The sequence below is a fragment of the Burkholderia sp. HAN2018 genome (assembly GCF_024704855.1).
GTDB lineage: Bacteria > Pseudomonadota > Gammaproteobacteria > Burkholderiales > Burkholderiaceae > Burkholderia > Burkholderia cepacia.
Genome location: NZ_QOBB01000025.1, coordinates 35,732 through 55,596, shown reverse-complemented (window position 1 = coordinate 55,596; position 19,865 = coordinate 35,732). Strand labels below are relative to the sequence as shown.

The following is a 19,865-nucleotide window of genomic DNA, read 5'->3' as shown; positions in this document are numbered from 1 at the left end:
CGCTTCCGGCCGCGCGTTACGGCCGCGGCGCGGCGACCGCCGGTGCGCCCGCATCCGTGCCCGGCGTGCCGCCCGGCCCATAGGCGGCAGCGGCGTTGTTGCGTGCCGCGAGACGCTTGGCGGTCAGGCGCTCCTGCGCGGCGACGATGTCGCCCGGATAGTTGTCCCCGTTGCTGGCGACCGGGTCGTAGCCGACGGCTTCGAGGTCGAACAGTTCCTGGCGTACCTGCGCACGCGTGAGCGTCGAGTGCGACGACTGCGCGTACGACACGGCCGGCGCGGCGAGCAGGGCAGTCGCGGCAGCGGTGGCGACGACGACGGTGGCGATGATCGATTTCATGATTTCCTCAGACGGTTGCGTGGCGGTTCAGCGAACCGACGAAGCAAGTTTAGGAATCCATGCCGGCCGGATAAATGCCGAATCCGGGTGAACTGTGTTTCCGGAATGCGCCACAGTGGGCGACGGGCGTGCCGTGCCGCCGTGCCGCCGTGCCGCGGTGCCGCCACGTCGTCAATCGCCGAACAACTGCCCCTGCCCGGAGATCACGCGTTCGAAATCGTCGCGCAGGAACGGCAGGATCGCGTCGGCCACGGGCTGCAACTGGCGGCTCAGGTAGAACGCGTAGTCGATCGGCGAGCGCATCGTCTCGAGCGGCTCGGGGCCGGCCGTCGTCATCACGTAGCTGATCCAGCCGCCGCGCTGATATTGCAACGGCCGGCCCTGCGCGTGGTTGAACTCGTCGGCGATCCGCGCCGCGCGCACGTGCGGCGGCACGTTGCGCTCGTATTCGCGCAGCGGCCGGCGCACGCGCTTGCGGTAGACGAGCTGGTCGTCGAATTCGCCGGCCAGCGTGCGCTGCACGTAGTCGCGAATGAAATCCTGGTAGGGCTCGCGGCTGAACACGCGTCGATACAGCTCGCGCTGGAACTGCTGCGCGAGCGGCGTCCAGTCGGTGCGCACCGTTTCGAGCCCCTTGAACACGAGATCCTCGCCGCCGTCGGCCGCCGCCGCGAGGCCCGCGTAACGCTTCTTGCTGCCTTCTTCCGCACCGCGCACGGTCGGCATCAGGAAGCGGCGGTAGTGCCGCTCGTACTGCAGCTCCAGCGCGCTCTCGAGCCCGAACTGGTCGCGCAGGTGCGCGTGCCACCAGCGGTTCACGTGTTCGACGAGCGCGCGGCCCTTGGCGCCGGCTTCGTCGTCGTCGTGGGCGCGGCCGAGCCACACGAACGTCGAATCGGTATCGCCATAGATCACTTCGTAGCCCTGCGCTTCGATCAGCTCGCGTGTGCGGTGCATGATCTCGTGCCCGCGCATCGTGATCGACGACGCGAGGCGCGGGTCGAAGAAGCGGCAGCCCGTCGAGCCGAGCACGCCGTAGAACGAATTCATGATGATCTTCAGCGCCTGCGACAGCGGCGCGTTGCGCTGCCGCTTCGCATCGTCGCGGCCTTCCCACACGCGGCGCACGATATCGGGCAGGCAGTGTGCGGTACGCGAGAAGCGCGCGCCGAGAAAGCCGGGCACCGATGCGTCGTCGCCGGGATTCGCGAGCCCTTCGATCAGCCCGACCGGATCGATCAGGAACGTGCGGATGATCGACGGGTAGAGGCTCTTGTAGTCGAACACGAGCACCGAGTCGTACAGCCCGGGGCGCGAATCCATCACGAAGCCGCCGGGGCTGTTTTGCCCCGTCACGTCGCCGAGGTTCGGCGCGACGTAGCCGAGCCGGTGCATGCGGGGCAGGTACAGGTGCGTGAAGGCCGCGACCGACCCGCCGGTGCGATCGGCCGCGAGGCCCGTCACGCTCGCGCGTTCGAGCGCGAAGGACAGCAGGTCCGCCTTGTCGAAGATGCGCGTGACGAGCTCGCAGTCCTTCAGGTTGTAGCGCGCGAGCGCCGGCTTGTCGTGATCGAAGCGGCGCTGGATCTCGTCCATTCGCTGGTACGGATTGTCGATCGACTTGCCTTCGCCGAGCAGTGCCTGCGACACGTATTCGAGGCTGAACGACGGGAACGTCCACGTCGCGGATTTCAGCATGTCGATGCCGTCGAGGATCAGCCGGCCGGCCGCGCCCGCGAAGAAGTGGTCCGGCTGCTGGCCGTGCGCGCGCCAGTCGAGCACGCTGCCGCCGCGCCCGAGCTTCAGCGGGATGCCGTATTGCTCCGAATGCGCATGCAGGATGCGCAGGTCGAACTGCACGAGGTTCCAGCCGATCACGGCATCGGGATCGTGTGTTTCGAACCAGTCGTTGAGCCGCGTGAGTATCGCGGCGCGACTGTCGCAATAGTCGAGGTCGAAGTCCCGCGTGCCCGCGTCGCTGCCTGCTTCGCTGCTTGCATCGCCGTTCGGCGGGCCGAGCATGTAGACCTGCCGCTGCCCGCAGCCTTCGAGCGCGATCGAATACAGCTCGCCGTGGACGCTGGTTTCGATGTCGAGCGACACGCAGCGCAGGGCCGGGCGGTAGCCGGTCGCGGATTTCAGCTCGGTGCCGGTCAGCGCGCCGTCGCGGCCGGGCCGGCCGCGAAACTGCACGCATGCCGTGATGAAGCGTTCCATCGCGTAGCGGTCGGGCGGTTGCACGTCGGCTTCGTAGACGTCGACGCCGGCTGCGGCGAGGCGCTTTTGCAGCCCGGACAGATGGCGATAGCGCTTGCAATAGAGGCCGACGACAGGGCGCTGCCGGAAATCGCGCAGCGCGAGCGGGCGCAACTCGGCGTCGTGCTCGCCCGCCAGCGCGCGTTCGGCGAGCGCCTGCTGTTCGGCGGGGATGAACGCGACGGCTTCCTGCGGGCGCAGGCGCACGCGGCGCGGACCGTGTTCGGTTGCCAGCCAGAACTCGATCTCGATGCCGGATGCGGTGTCCCGCCAGTGGCGGGTGAGGATGAAACCCTGCTCGAACGCCGTCAAAACGCTTGCTCGTCGTGAATGCCCAGGCGGCGGATTTTAGCGCTTGAATGGCGGCCGTGCCGACGGGGGCACGCGTGGCAACAGGTGGCAGGAAGCCGGCGCGCGATGCGCGATCTTCCGCGTGCCGGCCGGCGTTCGGGTTTTTCGACGCGATTGACGTCCGGCGCGCGACGGAAAGAAGGCGACTACTCGCGGCGCAGCGTTTCGAGCACGGCGGATGGCGGCCGCCGGCACGCGCCGTAACCGTTGGACTGCAGCCTGGGCATCATGCCGACGACGAAGTCGATGAACGTTCTCACCTTGGCCGGAACGTGGTTCCGGCTGGGATAGTAGACATAAAGCGGGAACGTCTCGTCGCACCAGTCGGTCAGCACCGGCTCCAGTGTGCCGGCACGCAGGTGCGTGTCGATTCCGAGGTCGATCACCTGGGCGATCCCGAAGCCTGCAACGCAGGCGCCGATCTTGGTGCCCGCATCCGTGACGGTCAGGCTGCCGGTTACGGCCACTTTCACTTTTTCGCCGTCACGCCAGAACTCCCAGTCGAAGGGGCGGCCGGTAGCCGGGTCGATGGCCAGGATGCATTCGTGGCCGTCGTCGACCAGATCCTGCGGCGACCTCGGCCGGCCGTGTCGCTCCAGGTAGGACGGCGCGGCCACCGTCAGCACCCGCGGGCTGTACAGCCTTCGACAGACCAAGGTGGAAACGGATGGGGGGCCAAAGCGGATGGCGAGATCGAAGCCGTCGCTGACGAGGTCCGAGAGGTCGTTCCGGGTCTCCAGCTTCAGGTGCAGAGCGGGGTGTTCCTTCATGAACCGGGCCAGCTCCGGCGCGAGCACAAGGCGGGCGAATGCGGCATCGCACGCCACACGGAGCGTGCCGCTGGCGACCGAGGCCTGGCCGGACGTGCCGGCGGTCGCCTCCTCGATCCCCTGCAGTAACGGCAGCACCTTCGACAACAGTTCGTGGCCCGCGTCCGTCACTTCGACGTGCCGGCTGGTGCGATGGACGAGCTTCGCGCGCAGGCGATCCTCCAGCCGCTGGATCGCGCGACTGACCGCGGGCTGAGTCTTGCCCAGGCGGGAGGCCGCCCGACCGAAGCTCCCGGATTCGGCCAGGGCCGCAAGGACAAGCAAGCCGCTTACCAGTCCTCCGTCGAGGTCTTCCATGATCCATGTGTTCCTGTAATGGCAGCGATAACCGGGTCGCCGTAGCCGAGGGCGGGGGCGATCGCTCACTATACGAGCGGTTCACTATCGAGGAAAGCCAGCCATGACCCAGACCCAGGCCGTAGTCGCGTTGATCGACGACTACTTCAATTTGGCTTATGAGCCGAAGAGCCGCGACTTCGACAAGGTTTTTCACCCGAGCTGCATGATTCAGTGGCTCGACGAAGGCCGGTTTCGCACGCTGGCATCGCACGAGTATGCGGCGCTCATCAACGGGAGGCCGAGTCCGCGATCGACCGGCGCGCCCAGGGACGAGGCGATCCTCTCGATGGCGCATGTGTCGGACGGCCTTTCAACGGCGACGGTGCGGGTGCGGATCGGCAACCGGTTGTTCAACGATCACTTCGTCATGCACAAGGTGGATGGCAGCTGGTTGATCGCGACCAAGGCGTCCGCCGTGGTGCGTACGTTCGACTGAAGCGCAGCGCGGCAGATGCGCATCGGGTTCCCGGGGTTTTTTGCGCCGACGAAATGCGGTGTCTCGGCATCGATGGGGTGAATCCGTATGGGACCCTGCTCGAACGCTGTCGAGATGCCCGCTTGTCGTGGATGCCCGGGCGGCCGATTTCAGCGCTTGGGCGGGGCAGTGCCAGGACGGGGTGCGCGATACCGTTCCGGCATCCGGGCCGATGATCGTAAGATTCGGGCTCGATTGAACCCGTCAAGGATCATTGAATGAAACTCACGATTGATCGCGTCGCACGTGTTGCCGGCTGCGTCGTCGTTGCGGCCTGCCTGTGTGGAAGCGGGCGTGCGATATGCGCTTCCCCGAAAGTGAAGGCATTGCCGGCGACCACGGAAGCCAACTGGATACAGGCGGTCAGGCAGCATCGGACAAAAGATGGCGCAACGGTTGCCGAAGTGCTGACCTATGCGGAAAAAATGCGGCCGCGCATCTTCAAGGCCGGACGATTCGAAGTGGGTTACAACGGCGCGACCGGCGTTGCCGGCTCGGTTTCGATCGGCTACTGGATCGGAACGAAGCGCGCGCCGGACGATGCGTTCGTCGATCTCGGATATTCGATGTCGCCTGACGGCCGCGTGATGCCTGTCTCGCCGGACGCGCACACGGCCACGGCATTGGAGAACGGACGGAAGGCGTTTCTGCGCGCCGTCGACGACGCCTATCGGGACACATGCCTGTCCGATCCCGATCATCCGCCGGCATGCTGACGAATCCCGCCCGATTGACGTCACGGAATCATCATTCGTAGAATCGCCGGTCAAGAACAACATCATTCTGAGAGAGGCGCCATGAATGCGCACCGCATGATGGAAGCAATTGCGGAACGGCCGGCTCGGCAAGCATCGCTTGTCGCGTTCCATTCCCGGCTTGGCAATCGTGCTCCGATTCCCCACCGCAGGGCCGGGCAGCCCTGCATCGATCGTGATGACGTGCCGACGCATCGCGCAAGCTGCGTGGGAGCGCATGACGCATGCCGACCTGACTTCGCCTGCCTCGTTTCCAGTCGCCGCTGGTGAAAGCCTCCATGCCGCAGTCGACCGGCCTGTCGCTCGACCTGAGCGAAGGCAATCGACCGCAAAACCGCACGCATCCACTGATCCCGATTGAATTCGGCTCGCTGTCGCTCGTCCTCGGGCTGCCGGGGCGGGCCCTTCTGCGCGAAACGCTCGAGGGTCTTGGCCGGACAGCCGGTGCGCCGGAAACGGTCGCAACCGGTGTGTCGCCCCGGTCGGGGCCGTGGGGCGTTGCCCGGAAGTACCACGCGAAACGCATACGCGCATTCTTCCGGCGGATGCCCGGCCATCCTGTTGCTGCAGGGATGGCGCGGCTGTTCGGTTTGCCTGGAGGTGCGGCGCCGCACGCATTGCCGATGAACCCAATTACCCCGGACTCCCCATGAACGCTTCCTCCCGGCAAATTTCTTTACCCGGTATCGCCGCGCTCATCGCGGCGGTCATTACCACGGCGCAATTTCTGATCGGCCTCTACGTGTGGTCGACGAAGTCTTCGCCGTCCGTGAATATGCTGGCCGTGCAACTGTCCACTTTCATCGGGAGCCTGGTGTTTCGAAGCGGCCTGGTGTTCCTGATCGTCCGCTGGCACGGAGAGTATCGGGACCAGCTTGCATTCCGTCGCCCCGCGTTGCCGCTGACGGCCTTTGCGTTGTGCCTGCTGGTCTGGCAGGTCGCGCAGGTACTGGTATTCCAGGCGCTCGTGGGCATGTTGCGCGGCGGTTCCCTGAGCCTGACGCACATCGTGACGCTCATCGCGCCGGTGAATGCCGTCCTCTATGCGCTGGTCGCCTGGCTTGCGTGGTGGTTCGTCACCCACCTGTTTCGCAACGACGCGTTGCAAGGGGCGCCGCGCGGCAATGCGCGGCGGCGCATTGCGGGTCTCGCGGCCTGGTTGTTTGCCAGCGTATTGCTGCTCTTCATGACGCAGGCCGTGATGATCCTGCTCGACTATTTCGACGACGATCTCAAGCTCGTGATGCTGAACTACGTCGGGGGGATCGTCGTTCCCGCCGCGATCGTCTTCGCAGGCGCGATGCTCGGCCTGCCTCGCGATCTCGGTCGACTGCACGTCCGGCGTCTGCTGGGGGCGTCGCTTGCGTCGATGGCATCGGTCCTGCTGCTGGCTTATGCGGTGCTGCGCCTCGTGGGCGACGTGCTCGGAATAGCCAGCCTGATGTCCGGCATCATGCCGGTCGTCGTTCTCGCCGCAACCGGCGCGGCCTACTGGGTGTGGTTCCGCGTGTTCTATGCCGCTGCGCGTCGCGAGACTGCTGGACCGTCGCAAGGCATGCCGTCGGCGTGAAACCCGCAAGCGGATATGGCGTGATCCGCGTGCACGACAAGACGACCCGCGGCGATTCGGCAGCGTGCGCATCGGCGCACGCACCGGCGCCCTACACCCATGCGACATCCTGCTTCAAGTGCTCTGCCCGTTGCGGCCGCTGATACAGATACCCCTGCGCATACTGAATCCCGACCGTTTGCAGCGCGCGATGCTGCGCTTCCGTTTCCACGCCCTCCGCGATGATCTTCAGGTCGTAGTGATGCGCGACGGACGCGATTCCCTCGATCAATCCCGCGCTGCCGCCGTTCAGTTGCGAGACGAACTGGCGATCGATCTTCACGTAGTCGAACGGAAAACGCGACAGCATGTCGAGATTGCTGTGATGCGTGCCGAAATCGTCGATCGCGAATTTCGCGCCTTTCGCTCTCAGCGCATGGAAGATCGCGGTGGTCCGCGCGTTCTTCTCGAGCAGGATGCGCTCGGTGACTTCGAGCACCAGCGTAAAGCCGGGCGGCAGTGCGCGAATCGCATTCTCGACGATGGACACGAACCGCGTGCGCTCGAGATCCTTCGGCGCGATGTTGACGGCGATGCGCAGCGGCATTGACGGCGTCAGCGCGGAGAGTTCCGACACGGCGGTCCGCAGCACGAATTCGGTCACTTTCGGCAGCACCGCGCTCGATTCGACCTGCGGGATGAACACCGCCGGGCTGATGGCCCCCCACTTCGGATGCTGCCAGCGCAGCAGCGCCTCGACGCCGACGGTCCTGCGCGTCCCGACCTCGACGATCGGCTGGTACACGACATGGAGTTCGTCGCGCCTGAGCGCGTTGCGCACGGCCTTCAGCAGCAGCCGGCGCGGCGCCATCGCCAGCAGGTAGGCCGCCATCACGAGGCCATCCGCCAGCAGCACGATCGTGATGCCGATCAGCCGATAGTGATGCCGAACCTGCGACGCGTAACGCGTGGATGTCGCAACCGACACCGTGAACGGCCAGCGGGGCGACACGATCGTGCTGCCGCCTGCGGGTTCCGCGGCCGATTCCGGCGCAAACTTCCCGTGCTGATCGAGATGGCCCGAACCCGCGATCGACAGCGTCGCGGTTTCCGTCCCGTTGCGGGCACCGTGCGCGAGCGCGTCGGCCACGTAGTCGCCTTCGACCAGGTAGAGCACGCCCGCGCCGGGCGCGGTGGCGTAAAACACGGGCAGCACCGGGATGCCCTGCTGGAACGGCGTCTGGCGCAGCAGCGTGACGAGCGTCGAACCCGGTTCCGGCTCGTGCGTGTACGCGCCCAGCGGCAAGTCGATTGCTCCCAGCGCCGACGAGCACATGACACGGCCGTCGTACACCAGCGCGACGGCGCGCAGGTAGCGCAGGCGCGTGCCTATCTCGGCGAGCGTCCGGAATACCGTCGCGCATGGCCGCCCGACGAGTGCGGTGAGTTCGTCCACATGCCGCAGGCGCGCGCCGTCCAGGATGCGGTCGACCGATGCCACGATGTCGTTCGCCACGACGCGTTCATGTTCGATGATGGTATCGCGCGCATAGCGGTCGGCAAGCGCGATCGCGAATGCCGGCATGAGTACGCAAACGATAACGGCGACGAACAAGACGACCCGCGGCCAGGCGCCGCTGCGCTGGAAAACTGGTTTCGAGCCTGGCGTGAACGCCGACATTCCCGCGGTCGCCTTTGGTGTTGTGTGTTGGGAGAGGCAAGTCGAACCGGTCGATACATCGACGGCACGCCTGCGTCATGTGCGCGCCGCCATCTCGATGCGATCGATTCTACGGTCGCGACGGACATCCGTGACAGCCTCGTCGCAATTGGCCGTTCATTCCGAGGCTTGCCTCCATGAACATGCGCATCCGGCGCATATGAATTGGTGGAACGCACCGAAAAAATCCCCGGCCGCATGGTCTTGCGGCCGGGACGAAAAAACACCGTCTCTTGGCACGAGGATGGTGCGCGGCAAGTATAAGATGTGACGAGAGATTACGAAATATTGTTATTCAACAATTGGTGTAATTTTGTCATTGTGTCTCGACAGGAAACATTCTTTCGGGATGCTGTCTTTGCCGACCTGCCCGTGGCCCACGTTCGGTCGCCGCGCGATACGGTCGCACGTCTCGCCGGAGCTTCGGGATGGAAGAAAATACCGTGCCCACGGTCATCGTGATCGATGGTGCAGCCGCAGCCGACGGCGGTTCGCTGTGGATCCGGATCGACGTAAACGGGCAGGCCCGCAATTACGTGCTCGATCGCGCGCTCGCTTCGCGCGGCACGCCGCGCTACAACACCATCAGCGGCGCACAGGGTCCGCTTTCGAAAGGCGAACGAAAGGAAGCGCTTGCGCTGCTGCGCAGCATTGCCGACCCCGCGATGTGGGCCGGCATGGTCGGCACGTTCACGCAGGTGCTGCAGGCGTCCGAAGATGAGTGAACGATGCGGTGCCCGCGCGTCGCGCGGGCCGCGTTCAGAAATCGTCGCGCATCTTGCGTAGCAGGTCACCGCCCGACTGATGCGTGTCCACGGCGGTGAGGACGTCGGTCAGGAACCACGGCAGGTTCAGTTGCGTATTGGAATCGCCGACGCATACGCGGATCGGCGGCGCCTTCGACGGCGAGCGCGCGTCGGGCGTGGCGCTGCGGGACGGCACGCAGTTGTTCGCGTGCGCTTGAACGGGCGCCGGCCCGGCGCTGCCGGATGTTGCACCGGCGGCTGCCGGCAAGCTGACGGCGGCAAGCAGGGTCAGGACAGCGACAGCGGCAACGCGTTTCATGGGATTCTCCGGCGATGCTCGTTCGACCGCGCGGGCGGACGCGAGTTCGTCGGCGGCGCGGTTGCGCGCCGCGCTCAGCCGCGCGCGACGCTCGCCGCCCGCGCAGGTTGCCGGCTGCGCCACTGCTGCGGCGATTCGCCGGTCCAGCGCCGAAAGGCGCGCGTAAATGCGCTGTGTTCCGAATACCCGAGCAGCCAAGCGACTTCCGCGAGGGTCAGCCGCGGATCGTTCAGGTGGTCGATCGCGAGCCGCCGCCGCGTGTCCTCGCGCAGTGTCCGGAAGTTGAGCCCGAGTTCGGCAAGCCGCCGATGCAGCGTGCGCGACGACACATGCAGGTCCGACGCGATCTGTTCGATGCTCGCTTCGCCTTGCGTCAGCAGGCGCGCGACGGCTTCGCGCACCGACTGTTCGAGATCGTCCGTCTGTCGCAGCTCGGCCAGCAGCGCGCTTGCCTGGCGTTCCATCATCCGCAGCAGTGCGTCGTCCGGTTGGCGCAGCGGCTGTGTGAGCAGGTGCAGCGGGAACGCGAGGCGGTTCACCGGCTGGCCGAACCGCACCGGGCAGCCGAAATAATCGACGTAGGGCCGATCGTCGCCGGGCGACGGGTGCACGAAGCAGACTTCGACGGGCCCGTCACGCGTGCCGGTGATGTTGCGTGCGAACTGGACGATGGCCGTGAGCGCGACTTCGTCGACGAGCGGGCCGAGCGGCTCGGGCGCATCGTGCCATTCGATCGCGACCGACGCCGCCTCGACGCGCACTTCCATGCGCGCGACGTTCGCGATCAGGTGCTCGTATTGCTGCCAGCGCGCGAGTGCGGCGCCGGCATCGCGGCACGCATGCAGCGCGTAGCCGAGCGCGCCGAGATGGGCGGGCGTGATCCGCTGGCCGACGTGCAGGCCGAGCAGCGGATCGTCGAGCACGCGCACCGCGCATTCGAGCAGGCGCCGCCAGTGCGCGCTCGCGTACAGCGTGAGCCCGCGGTCGTCCTCGGGCGGCCGCGCCTCGCCCAGCACGCGCGCGGCATCCTTGCCCTGCTCGGACAGATAGTCGAACAGCAGCCGCACGTAGGTGCTCGAGTAGTAGACGCGCTGCGTCGAAAGCGGGGAGGCGGCGGGCATGGCGGAAAGTGTCAAGTAATCGTCGGCAAGTGTCAACGCGGAGCGGCCCGCGCGCGACCATACTGCCGGCCAGTTCCTGATCGAGGCTGCGAACATGCCGACCGAGTTGATGACGTGGCTCCATGCGTTCCTGGGTAACGACGTGGACTGGAAGCAGGTGTTGCTGATCGGCATGACGCCGGTCTTCCTGATCGCGTTCGCGATCGAATACGCGGTGATGACCGGGCGCGGGCGCCGTGAGCCGTTTCGCTGGAAGGAGATCGTCGCGAACCTGTCGCTCGGCGCCGGCTATCAGGTGGCCGAGACCGTGATGGGGCTCCTGTTCACCGGTGCGATCTTCGCGTGGGTCTACCGGCACCGGCTGTTCGACGTGCCGGTGAACGGCCTCACGATCGTGCCGATCTTCGTCGTCGTGGAATTCTGCTACTACTGGTTTCATCGCACGTCGCACCGCGTGCGCTGGTTCTGGGCCGCGCACGTGCCGCATCACAGCGGTGAAGTGATGAACTTCACGACGGCGATGCGGCAGTCGCTGCTGAACGCGTTCGTCGGCGTGTTCCTGTTCTACCTGCCGCCAGTCTGGTTCGGCATCCCGCCCGCGGTCGTGCTGTTCCTGCTCGCGGTCGATCTCGTGTACCAGTACTTCGTGCATACCGAAGCGATCGGGCGGCTGCCGCGCTGGTTCGAGTACGTATTCGACACGCCGTCGAACCATCGCGCGCATCACGGCCGCAATCCGCGCTATATCGACAGGAACTACGGCGGCGTGCTGATCGTCTTCGATCGCCTGTTCGGCACCTATGTCGAGGAAACGGAACCGGTCGACTACGGGATCACGCAGCAGATTCGTTCGTACAACTTCCTGGTGCTGAACCTGCACGAATTCGTCGACATGTGGCGTGACGTATTCGCGCCGGGGCCGATCCTGCAGCGGCTGAAGCATCTGTGGATGCCGCCCGAATGGGAGCGGCCGGGGCATCGGCCGATCCATACGTGGAGCGTTGAACGCAAGGGTGAGGGGGAGGCCGGGCCGGGGCCGCTCGTCACGCCAGGCGACGACGCACCGGCATCCGGCCGCAAGATCGTACAAGCCACCCCGACGCGATCCGGCTAACCTGCGTGCTTTCCTCGGCGAAAGGCGCGGCGGCGATGACGAAGAAAGTATTCTGGGACGATCCCTACCGGACCACGCTGGATACCGTCGTCACGCACGTCGACGGCGATCGCGTGCAGGTGGATGCGACCATCTTCTTCGCGTTTTCGGGCGGGCAGGAAAGCGACGCGGGTTCGCTCGGCGGCTATCAGGTCATCCACGCTGAAAAGCAGGGTCTCGACATCGTCTACACGCTGCCGCACGATCATTCGCTGAACGTCGGGGATCGCGTGACCTGGCGCATCGACTGGGTGCGGCGGTACCGGCTGATGCGCCTGCACTTCGCGGCGGAAATGGTGCTGCAACTGGTCTACCGGCTCCGGCCCGGTATCGAGCGCATCGGCGCGCATATCGGGCCGGACAAGGCACGCGTCGACTTCGCGAGCGACACGAGCCTGTCGCCGTTGTTTCCGGAGATCGAATCGGCTGCGGCCGATCTGTCGATGCGCGACCTGCGCATCGTGACCGACTTCAGCGATGTCGACGCGCAACGCCGCTTCTGGACGGTCGACGGCTTCGCGACGATGGCGTGCGGCGGCACGCATCCGGCGTCGACCGGCGAGATCGGGATGCTGACGCTCAAGCGCAAGAACACCGGGAAGGGCAAGGAGCGGATCGAGGTGATGCTGGTCGAGCCCGGGATGGCGGACGACGGGCAGGGGGGCGGGCGGGTTGCGTGAGCGTCGGAAGTGCATGCCCGACAGGTTGAGCGCCGCCGCCGATCCGCGATTCGCCTGAGTACGCGTTCTTCGCATGTATATTGGCGATCCATGCATCGAATGGCCGGCGATTTCGCGCGGCCTCGTTTGCAGGTCACCCTGCGCACGCATCGCCGACTGTCCGGATTGCGGCGCTCGCGGTGAACAATCCAGCGCAAGTATAAAAACAGCGAACATTCCGAGCCCGCACATGAGCGATACCGATATCGTGTTTCAACCGACGGTGGACGATCTGGTCCACGCTTACCGCCTGAATCTTTGGCGCAGATATAACTGGAAATATCTGCTCAAGGCATTCGCGATCACGTCGATAGCGTACGTCGTCCTTTTGTTCGGTGGTTTCCGGGTGGCAAGCGGCGCGTTTCCGGATTGGCGCAATGTCTGGTGGATGGCGGGAATCGCGGCGGTGGTCACGATCGGCGTGCCGCTGCTCAACCATCTGCTGTTGCGTCGTGCCGCTCGCAAGATCTACAGCCAGCAAAAGACCCTCCAGCAGCCGCACACGGTCATCTGGCGCAGCGACCATTTCGTGGTCGAATCCCCGACCTCGCACGAGGAATTTCGTTTTGCGGATCTCGTTCACTGGAGCGAGGATCGTTACGTGATCCTGCTTTGTCAGTCGGCGGTGATGTTCCGCCTCATCCCGAAGCGGGTGCTCGCGGCGTCGCAGGTGGACCTCCTGCACCGGACGCTGCTTCAGAACGGCGTCCGCAAGATCTAGCAGGCAGGCGCGCGCATGCTGAAACCCGGACGAGGTGCATCGTCCGGGTGTCGAAACGGGCTTGTCGCGCGCGGCGTTGCCCGCATCACGTCACTGATACTCGTAACACCGCTTCAACCCCACGTAGTCATAGAAGTGACTGCCCGGCGTGAGCTTCGCGCCATCGCACGCAGCCTGGAAATCCGTTTCGCGCTCGTTGTACAGCATCTTCACGATGAGCCGCGATCCATTGCGATAGACATCCCACTGCATGTTCGCGGCCATCGGCGACACCTGATCGCCGCGCCACGGGTTGTTCGCGTACGTGTACGTCTGCGCTTGCGGCGTCGGCACGAACACGTTCTTCAGGTTCATGATCGACGCGAACGGAATCATGATCTCCGCATGCGTGAAGCGCAGCTTCGCGGCGCGGGTCAGGTCGCCGCGCGCGATCGCATCGACTTCGCCGAAGAAATCGTCCTGCAGCACCTTCGCCATCCGGTACGTGACGGGGTTCGCTTCCTGGATGCCGGGCCCCTTCTGGTAGTAGTCCTCGGCATCCTGCAGATACGCGAGATACTGCGCCTGCTCCGCGCCGATGTACTTCTCCATCGTGACGCCGCCCGTTTCCGCCGTCATCGCGGGCGCGACCTGCAACAGGTTGTACAGCACGTTCACCGCATCGACAGCCGTCGAGATCTTCGTCTTGCCGTCGCCCTTCAGCGTGTTGGTGAACTTGCCGTCCGCCGACGTGAACGCATAGGTGCCCGTGTTCGCGAACGTGTAGCCGTTGGTGCCGAGCTTCGCGATGAATGCCTGCGACACGAGCGCGGACAGTACCGTTTGCGCGACGTCGGCCGCCTGCGGCGCGGCCTTGATCGCGTTGAGCTTCGCGGCCACCGTCGAGTCGTTCGCATAAGCCTGGTAGGCATGGCTCGCCTGGTAGGTCGCGTAGTACGGATTGCCCGTATCGGTCGCGAGGTCGGTGGCCGGCTTCAGCGAGTGGAAGTACAGCAGGAAACGGTTGGTGCCGGCCGGCTGCACGACCGGCGCGCTCGCGGGATAACCGGACGGCGCGGCCGGCAGCGTGATCGCCGGGGCCAGTGCCGGTTGCGCGGCCACGAGCGACGCGGAGAAAAAGGTCGAACTGTCGACCGCGCGGTCCTGGCCCGAGTTGACGACGACGATCTGCCGGTTCCCGGCCGAGAACAGCGCGGGCAGCCGCTGCGCGAGGCGCGCGGCGAGTTGCTGGTGTTCACGGATGCCGGTTTGCGTGAGGTTGCCGTACCCGGGCGTGGAGATGCCCGCCACGCCATAGCCGAGCAGCGCATTGGCTTTCATCATCGCGTACGTATCGGCCTTGAGCTGTGCGCCGAGCGCGGTCAGGGCGCCGTCGGCTTCGGCCTTGACCAGCATCGCGTAGATCGCGCCGTCGTACTTGAAACCCGACAGCCCGCGCGAGCCGTGGCGCGCGACGAGTTCGGTGTAGACGGGCGCGTAGCCGGCGGGCGGTGCTTCGTACGTCGCGGCGTCCTGCTGCGGACGGTATGGCGTCTTCGTCTGGTAATAGGTCGCGGGTGCCGGCGTGGGCTGGGGTTGCGGTTGCGGTGCGGGCGTCGAGCCGCTGTTGTCGGCCGAGGCTGCGGGCGGTGTCGAATCGTCCCCGCCGCAAGCGGCGAGCAGCAGGCAGGTAACGGCGAGGGCGGCGGCGGTGCGGGTCGGGCGTGTCATCGTGGTGTGCAACGGGCGGGACGATGCGGTTTCGCGTCGTCCCGTTTCCGGGAGGGATGGGTCAAGCCCGGAAGTGTTGCAAGCGACTTTGACAGCAGAATGTCAGGATTCGGTCGGGCAATCGTCGGATGGCCGCCGGATCGAGGGTGGCCGGCCGCCGCCAGCCGGTGTGCGGGCGGTCAGTGCAGGCCGGCCGATGCGATCGAGCGCACGGTGTCGGTGATGTTCACGCAGCGCGACAGGCCGAAATGCTCGGCTTCCCGGCGCTCCGGTTCGCTGCTCGCGATCCCCACCGCGCGTTCGGGCGGTACGCCGAGTGCCTGCAGTGCGACGTCGAAAGGATGCTGTTTTGATCCGGAGTCCTGCTGATTGGCATCCGTGACGACGACCGAGAAGCGGTCGAGGTTCGCGCGGCCGAACTGGCCTTCGAACATGTCGCTGAGCCGGGCAGCCGGCAGCGTCGTGACGAGACCGAGTCGATATCCTTCTTCCGATGCCCGGTCGAGCCACTGGATGATCGCGTCGCGTTGATGGCGCGATTCATGCGAATCCGGTGTTGCTTCGATTTGCGCGAATGCAGCGTCGAGACGGGTGACGATGGCTTCGATAACCACGGTGATTCCTCTTCAGAAACGTGATGATCCGTTCGCCGACGGGAATGCCACACACCTTAGCGTCGATTCTGAAAACGCGACCAATTAATATTTTTATCCAACCTATACGATTCGACTAATGAATCGGGGTGTGAGCCAGAACCGGCGCGGGATGCGTGTCGCGCGACATTTTTCGAGCGACATGCATCGCATCGACGGTTTTCGATGTGATGCACCAAACTCGCGCACGTTGTGGATGCAACCGTTATATGCATATAAAAAAACGGCATATCGAGCGATGGCCGCCCGATATGCCGTTGTGCGATGCTGCGTGCGAGTCGTCGCTCAGTGCAGCTTGATCGACGGCTGGTTGCGGCTTTGCAGCCAGTGGCTCAGCGACTGGAACAGCGCACGCTTCACGCCGACCACGCTGAACAGGTGCTTGCGATACAGGAACTTGTACAGGCCGATCGCGGCGAGCCCGTCGACGATCAGCGAGCGTGAACGCACGCCGAGGTCGGCCTGGTACACGGCGCCCGCATGCCCGAGCGACACGACGGTGCCTGCATCACGGAACGTGAAGCCGGTCACCGGCTTGCCGGCGACGCGGCGCGCGAACGCGTTGACCAGATACACGGCCTGCTGGTACGCAACCTGCGCGCGCGGCGGCAGGAAGCCGCTCGCACCAGCCGTCGGGCATGCGGCGCAGTCGCCGAATGCATACACGTGCGGATCGTCGGGCGTCTGCAGCGTGTCGGTCACGATCACCTGGTTCGCACGATTGAGCGCGATGTCGCCGATTTCGCGCAGCATCGCGGGGCCCGCCACGCCGGCCGCCCAGATCGTGATGTCGCTCGCGAGCCGTTCGCCCGTCGCGGTCGTCACCGCATCCGCGCCGACTTCCGCCACGCGGGTATCGGTCAGCACGTCCACGTTCAGCGCGCGAAGCTGCGCGTGCATCTTGCCGGACAGCCGCGCGTCGAGTGCCGGCAGGATGCGCGGGCCGCCTTCGATCAACCGGATGTGCACGTCGCGTGCGGATACCAGCGCCTTGAAGCGGTACGTCGTCAGCTGCTGGATCGCATGCCGCAATGCCGCGGCCAGCTCGACGCCCGTCGCACCCGCGCCGATCACGTTGATGCAGATCGGCGCCGCGCGCCGCGCGGGTTGCTGCTCGGCCAGGTGATTCGCCTTCGTGCAGGCCGCGAGGAACTTCCGGCGGAAATCCTCGGCCTGGTCGAGGTTTTCGAGCGGCAGCGCATGGCGCGCGGCGCCCGGCACGTTGAAGAAGTTCGTCACGCTGCCGACGGCGAGCACGAGGTCGTCATAGTCGAGTTCGCGCTGCGGCAGGATTTCCGTGCCGTCAGCGTCCTGCACGGCCGCGATCGTTGCGGTGCGTGCCGCGCGGTCGACCCGCTGCAGCGCGCCCTGCACGAAACGGAAACCGTGGCGCTTTGCTTGCGCCGCGTACTCAATCGTGTGCGATGCCGGGTCGCGATGGCCCGAAGCGGCTTCGTGCAGCAGCGGCTTCCAGAAGTGCGTCGGGTAGCGGTCGACGAGCACGACTTCGGCTTGGCCGCGGCGTCCGACCGTATCGCCGAGACGCGTGGCGAGGTGCAGGCCGCCGGCGCCGCCGCCGACGATCACGATGCGCGGCAGGCGCGGTGCGCGGTCTGTTGCAAGGTTGGGCGTGGTGTTGTCCATGTGGGGCTCCCGCTGAATGACGATTCGGATGACATTGCTCAAGAACCGACGATATAGTTTCGAACCCACTCGAACAATTTAATGTTTATAAGCGACTCATATGTATTCACTTATAGGAAAGACCGCGACGTTCCGGCAGCTGAAGGCGCTGGACATGATTGCGCGGCTCGGCAGCGTGTCGCGGGCGGCCGAGGAGCTGAACCTGACGCAGCCGGCCGTGTCGCTGCAGGTTCGCCTGCTCGAGGAGGCGGTGGGCGCCGCCTTGCTGCAGCGGGTGGGGCGCGGGGTACAGCTGACCGCGGCCGGCGAGATCGTGTCGCGCTATGCGCGCGAGATCCTGCATCTGTGGAGCGAGGCCGGCGACGAAGTGGCCGCGCTGACCGGCGATCTCGGCGGCACGCTGCGGATCGGCGCGATCACGACGGCCGAGTACCTGATTCCGCCGCTGCTCGTGAAATTCACCGCGACGCGTCCGCATGTGAAGACATATTTCAAGGTTGGAAATCGCGACGACATCATCCGCATGCTCGCCACGCATGAAATCGATCTCGCGGTGATGGGCAGCGCGCCGAAGGAATTGCGTACGCATGCGGTGGAGTTCGCGAAGCATCCGATGGTGTTCGTCGCGGCGCCTGGCCATCCGCTGATGCAGCGCAAGCGCATCTCGCTGAAGGATCTCGAATCCGCGCACCTGCTCGTGCGCGAACGCGGCGCGGGCACGCGCTCGACCGTCGAGAACCTCTTCAAGACGGCCGGCCACCGCTTCCATGTGGGCTCCGAACTGTCGAGCAACGAGGCGATCAAGCAGATGGCCGAAGCCGGGCTCGGTGTCGCGTTCCTGTCGTTGCACGCGTGTGCACTCGAATTGCGCACCGGGCTGCTCGGGCAACTGCCGTTTCCCGGCAACCCGATCGAACGCGAATGGTATGTGGTCACGCTCGCCGACCGGCGCATTTCGCAGGTCACGGGGCTGTTCCGCGATTTCCTGATCAAGCAGGGCGCGCCGGTGATCGACGGCGCGACGGTGGCATCGCACGAGCGGCGGCGCAAATAAGCGGCGCAAATGAGCGTCCGACACCGGCCGTGCGGCCGGTCAGACGAGCCCGAAATCGTCGTTGCTGTCGGGGATCGACGCGAGCAGCCGTTCGAGCCGGTACCAGCCCACGATGCGCAGGCACCGGACGGCGATCGTGGTGCGGTCGTTGCGGGAGCGGGGGCCGGACGAGGGGCGGGTGGCGGCGGGCGACGGCGCGGTGAGCGCGGCGCGTTGCGCAAGGCAGTGAGGCATGACGGTCTCCGTAGGTGTCGGATGGGGCCATCGTAAGCGGCACGGCGCCCGCCGGCGCACACGCAAGGATGGCCCCGAGCAGAAACGGATGATCTTTTTCTGCTCAGCCGGGGTGAGCCGCCGACAGGCCCGGCAGGCGGGCCGAAAACGCGTCACAATGCGCGTTCGACATCCCCATCAACCGGAGGAAGGCCATGAGCGATGCGATTCTCGCGGCGCCGACGGACAACGGCGTCCCGGTCAGCCTGCGCTCCAGCCGCGGGCTCGGCTGGCAGGGCTTTGGCGCGTCGCTGCTGGAAATCCGCGCGGGCACCTACCGGATTCCGGCGGCCGAGCATCATCGGATCGGCGTGCATATCGGCGGGCCTGTTCGCGCGGATTGCGTGTGCGACGGCGAACGCGTATCGCGCATTCAGGCGCATGGCGACGTCGACGTGATTCCGGCGGGCTTGCCCGGCCAGTGGACCGACAGCGCCGACTGCCGGATCCTGCACATCATGCTCAGCGACACGTTCGTGCGGCGCACCGTCGAGCAGCTCGAACTGAAGCCGTCGCAGGGGCAGATCCGCCGCCGGCTGCAGGTGCGTGACCCGCGCCTTCAGCACATCGCGTGGGCGATGGCGGCCGAACTCGAAGCGGACGACGCGTCGGATCCGCTCTATGCGGAAAGCCTGTGCACGGCGCTCGTCGCGCGGCTGGTCGACGGCCAGCCGGCGTTTCGCGAGCGCCGCCGCACGCTCGCGCCGAAGGCGGCCGCGCGCGTGATCGACTATGTCGAAGCGAATCTCGAGCGGCGCATGACGCTTGCCGAACTCGCGGCGCTCGTGTCGATCAGCGTCCCGCATTTCAAGGTGCTGTTCCGCGAAACGCTCGGGATGCCCGTGCATCAGTACGTCGTGCGGCGCCGGGTCGAGCGGGCGAAGGCGTTGCTGCTCGAAGGCCGGCTGAGTATCAGCCAGATCGCGCTCGAAGCCGGGTTTGCGCACCAGAGTCACATGGCGAACTGGATGAATCGCGTGGTGGGTGCGACGCCGACGGAGATTGCGCGATCGGGGGAGCGGGGTGGGTTGAGGCTGGCGTATGAGGGCGAGGACGGGGGGAAGGGCTGACGCATATCCTCGATGCGCGACAGTTGCCACGCCGCATTGAAGCGATATCGCTGCCCATTTGAACTGC

The 19,865-nt window shown here is 65.8% G+C and carries 21 protein-coding genes; 11 read left to right on the top strand and 10 right to left on the bottom strand.

Annotated features, from left to right (window positions below; translation table 11 throughout):
• Positions 1 to 16 precede the first annotated feature (16 nt).
• The 3 genes from DPV74_RS08885 to DPV74_RS08875 form a co-directional block, all read right to left on the bottom strand.
• Positions 17 to 340, bottom strand: coding sequence for a DUF4148 domain-containing protein (locus DPV74_RS08885; protein WP_027790041.1), 324 nt, complete (start codon positions 338 to 340; stop codon positions 17 to 19).
• A gap of 171 nt (positions 341 to 511) precedes the next feature.
• On the bottom strand, positions 512 to 2,908 hold the full coding sequence (locus DPV74_RS08880) for a DNA polymerase II (protein WP_119337014.1): 2,397 nt from the start codon (positions 2,906 to 2,908) through the stop codon (positions 512 to 514).
• 185 nt (positions 2,909 to 3,093) lie between these two features.
• Positions 3,094 to 4,074: a LysR family transcriptional regulator gene (locus tag DPV74_RS08875; RefSeq protein WP_119337013.1), complete on the bottom strand. Its 981-nt coding sequence runs from the start codon at positions 4,072 to 4,074 to the stop codon at positions 3,094 to 3,096.
• A gap of 103 nt (positions 4,075 to 4,177) precedes the next feature.
• Here DPV74_RS08875 and DPV74_RS08870 point away from each other — a divergent pair, with 103 nt between their 5' ends.
• The 4 genes from DPV74_RS08870 to DPV74_RS08855 all read left to right on the top strand — a co-directional run bounded on the left by DPV74_RS08870 (position 4,178) and on the right by DPV74_RS08855 (position 6,916).
• Positions 4,178 to 4,552, top strand: coding sequence for a nuclear transport factor 2 family protein (locus tag DPV74_RS08870; protein WP_027790038.1), 375 nt, complete (start codon positions 4,178 to 4,180; stop codon positions 4,550 to 4,552).
• Between the two features lie 257 nt (positions 4,553 to 4,809).
• Positions 4,810 to 5,307, top strand: a complete 498-nt coding sequence (locus tag DPV74_RS08865; protein WP_162922993.1) for a hypothetical protein — start codon at positions 4,810 to 4,812, stop codon at positions 5,305 to 5,307.
• A gap of 317 nt (positions 5,308 to 5,624) precedes the next feature.
• The gene (locus DPV74_RS08860) at positions 5,625 to 5,999 is read left to right on the top strand and encodes a hypothetical protein (RefSeq protein WP_162922992.1); all 375 of its coding nucleotides are present in this window, start codon (positions 5,625 to 5,627) and stop codon (positions 5,997 to 5,999) included.
• Complete coding sequence (locus tag DPV74_RS08855; protein ID WP_119337011.1) at positions 5,996 to 6,916, top strand: hypothetical protein; 921 nt, start codon at positions 5,996 to 5,998, stop codon at positions 6,914 to 6,916. Before DPV74_RS08860 ends, DPV74_RS08855 begins: the two co-directional genes overlap by 4 nt.
• Positions 6,917 to 7,007: 91 nt before the next feature.
• On the opposite strand, the gene DPV74_RS08850 is transcribed toward DPV74_RS08855, so the two are convergent.
• A complete protein-coding gene (locus DPV74_RS08850; protein WP_119337010.1) occupies positions 7,008 to 8,576 on the bottom strand; it encodes an EAL domain-containing protein in 1,569 nt (522 codons plus the stop codon).
• Here DPV74_RS08850 and DPV74_RS08845 point away from each other — a divergent pair.
• Together DPV74_RS08845 and DPV74_RS08840 are read left to right on the top strand one after the other, a co-directional pair.
• Positions 8,479 to 8,886: a hypothetical protein gene (locus DPV74_RS08845; protein WP_162922988.1), complete on the top strand. Its 408-nt coding sequence runs from the start codon at positions 8,479 to 8,481 to the stop codon at positions 8,884 to 8,886. The two genes, DPV74_RS08850 and DPV74_RS08845, sit on opposite strands and share 98 nt — an antisense overlap.
• 157 nt (positions 8,887 to 9,043) lie before the next feature.
• Positions 9,044 to 9,340 carry a hypothetical protein gene (locus tag DPV74_RS08840; protein ID WP_060172378.1) on the top strand — a complete coding sequence of 99 codons (297 nt, stop codon included), beginning with the start codon at positions 9,044 to 9,046 and terminating at the stop codon, positions 9,338 to 9,340.
• A 34-nt stretch (positions 9,341 to 9,374) separates the two neighbouring features.
• Here the strand turns inward: DPV74_RS08840 and DPV74_RS08835 are convergent, their stop codons facing one another.
• Together DPV74_RS08835 and DPV74_RS08830 are read right to left on the bottom strand one after the other, a co-directional pair.
• Positions 9,375 to 9,680 carry a hypothetical protein gene (locus DPV74_RS08835; protein WP_060318451.1) on the bottom strand — a complete coding sequence of 102 codons (306 nt, stop codon included), beginning with the start codon at positions 9,678 to 9,680 and terminating at the stop codon, positions 9,375 to 9,377.
• Between the two features lie 74 nt (positions 9,681 to 9,754).
• Positions 9,755 to 10,801, bottom strand: a complete 1,047-nt coding sequence (locus DPV74_RS08830; protein WP_119337009.1) for an AraC family transcriptional regulator — start codon at positions 10,799 to 10,801, stop codon at positions 9,755 to 9,757.
• 94 nt (positions 10,802 to 10,895) lie between these two features.
• On the opposite strand from DPV74_RS08830, the gene DPV74_RS08825 reads away from it, so the two are divergent.
• The 3 genes from DPV74_RS08825 to DPV74_RS08815 all read left to right on the top strand — a co-directional run bounded on the left by DPV74_RS08825 (position 10,896) and on the right by DPV74_RS08815 (position 13,394).
• Positions 10,896 to 11,915: a sterol desaturase family protein gene (locus DPV74_RS08825; protein WP_060068251.1), complete on the top strand. Its 1,020-nt coding sequence runs from the start codon at positions 10,896 to 10,898 to the stop codon at positions 11,913 to 11,915.
• 35 nt (positions 11,916 to 11,950) lie between these two features.
• On the top strand, positions 11,951 to 12,634 hold the full coding sequence (locus DPV74_RS08820) for an alanyl-tRNA editing protein (protein ID WP_119337008.1): 684 nt from the start codon (positions 11,951 to 11,953) through the stop codon (positions 12,632 to 12,634).
• Positions 12,635 to 12,863: 229 nt separating this feature from the next.
• A complete protein-coding gene (locus tag DPV74_RS08815) occupies positions 12,864 to 13,394 on the top strand; it encodes a YcxB family protein (protein WP_027790029.1) in 531 nt (176 codons plus the stop codon).
• A 90-nt stretch (positions 13,395 to 13,484) separates the two neighbouring features.
• Here DPV74_RS08815 and DPV74_RS08810 read toward each other — a convergent pair whose 3' ends face one another.
• From DPV74_RS08810 to DPV74_RS08800, 3 genes are all read right to left on the bottom strand, one after another.
• Complete coding sequence (locus tag DPV74_RS08810) at positions 13,485 to 15,104, bottom strand: histidine-type phosphatase (protein WP_119337007.1); 1,620 nt, start codon at positions 15,102 to 15,104, stop codon at positions 13,485 to 13,487.
• 179 nt (positions 15,105 to 15,283) lie between these two features.
• Positions 15,284 to 15,718: a phosphatase gene (locus tag DPV74_RS08805; RefSeq protein ID WP_119337006.1), complete on the bottom strand. Its 435-nt coding sequence runs from the start codon at positions 15,716 to 15,718 to the stop codon at positions 15,284 to 15,286.
• A gap of 324 nt (positions 15,719 to 16,042) precedes the next feature.
• Positions 16,043 to 17,401 carry an NAD(P)/FAD-dependent oxidoreductase gene (locus DPV74_RS08800; protein WP_119337005.1) on the bottom strand — a complete coding sequence of 453 codons (1,359 nt, stop codon included), beginning with the start codon at positions 17,399 to 17,401 and terminating at the stop codon, positions 16,043 to 16,045.
• Between the two features lie 100 nt (positions 17,402 to 17,501).
• Here DPV74_RS08800 and DPV74_RS08795 point away from each other — a divergent pair, with 100 nt between their 5' ends.
• Positions 17,502 to 18,455, top strand: a complete 954-nt coding sequence (locus DPV74_RS08795; RefSeq protein WP_027790026.1) for a LysR family transcriptional regulator — start codon at positions 17,502 to 17,504, stop codon at positions 18,453 to 18,455.
• 39 nt (positions 18,456 to 18,494) lie between these two features.
• On the opposite strand, the gene DPV74_RS08790 is transcribed toward DPV74_RS08795, so the two are convergent.
• Positions 18,495 to 18,689 carry a hypothetical protein gene (locus DPV74_RS08790; RefSeq protein ID WP_027790025.1) on the bottom strand — a complete coding sequence of 65 codons (195 nt, stop codon included), beginning with the start codon at positions 18,687 to 18,689 and terminating at the stop codon, positions 18,495 to 18,497.
• Between the two features lie 194 nt (positions 18,690 to 18,883).
• On the opposite strand from DPV74_RS08790, the gene DPV74_RS08785 reads away from it, so the two are divergent.
• Entirely contained in the window at positions 18,884 to 19,798 is a 915-nt protein-coding gene (locus tag DPV74_RS08785) for an AraC family transcriptional regulator (protein WP_119337004.1), read from the top strand.
• Positions 19,799 to 19,865: the final 67 nt, after the last annotated feature.

Bases quoted from the DNA above. Each gene is read 5' to 3' on its own strand.
- DPV74_RS08885 (WP_027790041.1), bottom strand. From the start codon at position 340: ATGAAATCGATCATCGCCACCGTCGTCGTCGCCACCGCTGCCGCGACT.
- DPV74_RS08875 (WP_119337013.1), bottom strand. From the start codon at position 4,074: ATGGAAGACCTCGACGGAGGACTGGTAAGCGGCTTGCTTGTCCTTGCG.
- DPV74_RS08870 (WP_027790038.1), top strand. From the start codon at position 4,178: ATGACCCAGACCCAGGCCGTAGTCGCGTTGATCGACGACTACTTCAAT.
- DPV74_RS08865 (WP_162922993.1), top strand. From the start codon at position 4,810: ATGAAACTCACGATTGATCGCGTCGCACGTGTTGCCGGCTGCGTCGTC.
- DPV74_RS08860 (WP_162922992.1), top strand. From the start codon at position 5,625: ATGCCGCAGTCGACCGGCCTGTCGCTCGACCTGAGCGAAGGCAATCGA.
- DPV74_RS08855 (WP_119337011.1), top strand. From the start codon at position 5,996: ATGAACGCTTCCTCCCGGCAAATTTCTTTACCCGGTATCGCCGCGCTC.
- DPV74_RS08845 (WP_162922988.1), top strand. From the start codon at position 8,479: ATGAGTACGCAAACGATAACGGCGACGAACAAGACGACCCGCGGCCAG.
- DPV74_RS08850 (WP_119337010.1), bottom strand. From the start codon at position 8,576: ATGTCGGCGTTCACGCCAGGCTCGAAACCAGTTTTCCAGCGCAGCGGC.
- DPV74_RS08840 (WP_060172378.1), top strand. From the start codon at position 9,044: ATGGAAGAAAATACCGTGCCCACGGTCATCGTGATCGATGGTGCAGCC.
- DPV74_RS08835 (WP_060318451.1), bottom strand. From the start codon at position 9,680: ATGAAACGCGTTGCCGCTGTCGCTGTCCTGACCCTGCTTGCCGCCGTC.
- DPV74_RS08830 (WP_119337009.1), bottom strand. From the start codon at position 10,801: ATGCCCGCCGCCTCCCCGCTTTCGACGCAGCGCGTCTACTACTCGAGC.
- DPV74_RS08825 (WP_060068251.1), top strand. From the start codon at position 10,896: ATGCCGACCGAGTTGATGACGTGGCTCCATGCGTTCCTGGGTAACGAC.
- DPV74_RS08820 (WP_119337008.1), top strand. From the start codon at position 11,951: ATGACGAAGAAAGTATTCTGGGACGATCCCTACCGGACCACGCTGGAT.
- DPV74_RS08815 (WP_027790029.1), top strand. From the start codon at position 12,864: ATGAGCGATACCGATATCGTGTTTCAACCGACGGTGGACGATCTGGTC.
- DPV74_RS08810 (WP_119337007.1), bottom strand. From the start codon at position 15,104: ATGACACGCCCGACCCGCACCGCCGCCGCCCTCGCCGTTACCTGCCTG.
- DPV74_RS08800 (WP_119337005.1), bottom strand. From the start codon at position 17,401: ATGGACAACACCACGCCCAACCTTGCAACAGACCGCGCACCGCGCCTG.
- DPV74_RS08795 (WP_027790026.1), top strand. From the start codon at position 17,502: ATGTATTCACTTATAGGAAAGACCGCGACGTTCCGGCAGCTGAAGGCG.
- DPV74_RS08790 (WP_027790025.1), bottom strand. From the start codon at position 18,689: ATGCCTCACTGCCTTGCGCAACGCGCCGCGCTCACCGCGCCGTCGCCC.
- DPV74_RS08785 (WP_119337004.1), top strand. From the start codon at position 18,884: ATGAGCGATGCGATTCTCGCGGCGCCGACGGACAACGGCGTCCCGGTC.